The organism is Oleiphilus sp. HI0079 (assembly GCF_001635105.1).
In genome coordinates this window covers 1-1,058 of sequence record NZ_LWFT01000214.1, presented here as the reverse complement: position 1 = coordinate 1,058, position 1,058 = coordinate 1, and the positions used below count along the sequence as shown (strand labels likewise).

Below are 1,058 nucleotides of genomic sequence, written 5' to 3'. Positions count from 1 at the left end.
ACCATAAGCGAGAAAAACGCTCAGCAACGCGTCGACAACTATTTGCTGAGTGTCTGTAAAGGGGTTCCCAAATCCAAGATATACAAAGTCATTAGAAAGGGCGATGTAAGAATCAATAAAAAGCGCTGTAAGCCCGAGACAAAGCTCGCGGTTGGTGATCTTGTTCGTGTACCTCCAATGATGACAACGAATTCGAATAAGGGAGAAATTAAGGTTAGTGACTCGCTTGGCGCATTGTTGGATCGTTCTGTTTTATTTGAAAATGATCAGTTGTTGGTGATTAACAAGCCTTCTGGGCTGGCGGTGCATGGCGGCAGTGGCGTCAATATCGGGCTGATCGAGGCATTAAGAACCCGCTATCCTGATCACCAGTTTTTGGAGTTGGTGCATCGTCTTGACCGTGATACGTCAGGGGCGGTGTTGATCGCCAAGTCTCGGCCAGCTTTGAGAGCGCTGCATGCACAGTTCAGAGAAGATACTGTTAACAAGATTTACCACATGGCGGTGTTTGGTAAGTGGCCGAAACATAAAGTGGTGGTCGATGCGCCATTACGGAAAAATGAACTTAAATCCGGTGAACGGATGGTCGTCGTCAGCGCAGATGGCAAGCCGAGCCAGACAAAGTTCAGAATTTTGAATCGTTCAGAGCACTTTACGCTTGTAGAGGCTAAGCCGATAACGGGCAGGACGCATCAGATTCGTGTTCATGCTGCATTTTCGAAACATCCAATAGTAGGGGATGATAAGTATATTCAGACATTAGTTGATGATTTGCACGGAATGGAGAAGTCTCGCTTGATGCTGCATGCGCGTGCGATTGAGTTTGATTTGCCGGAGTCTGGTGGTGGCAAACGTCGGCTTCGTCTGGAAGCGGAATACGATAATCGCTATGAGGAGTCGCTTACTTTGATGGGGTTGAAATAAGATGTCGTGGTCGGTTGTGGTCTTTGATTGGGATGGCACATTGGTTGATTCCGAGCGTCATATTGTTTCTTGTATTGCAGAGTCGGCAAAGGTTTGTGATCTTCCCGAGCTGAGCTACGACCGAATGAAAAGTA

At 47.2% G+C, this 1,058-nt stretch carries 1 protein-coding gene; it reads left to right on the top strand.

Annotation, left to right across the window (positions count from 1 at the left end; all coding sequences use genetic code 11):
- Window positions 1-924 (top strand): RluA family pseudouridine synthase (locus A3750_RS03150; RefSeq protein WP_156498349.1); only part of this gene is annotated, 924 nt, incomplete at its 5' end.
- Between the last annotated feature and the right edge of the window lie 134 nt (window positions 925-1,058).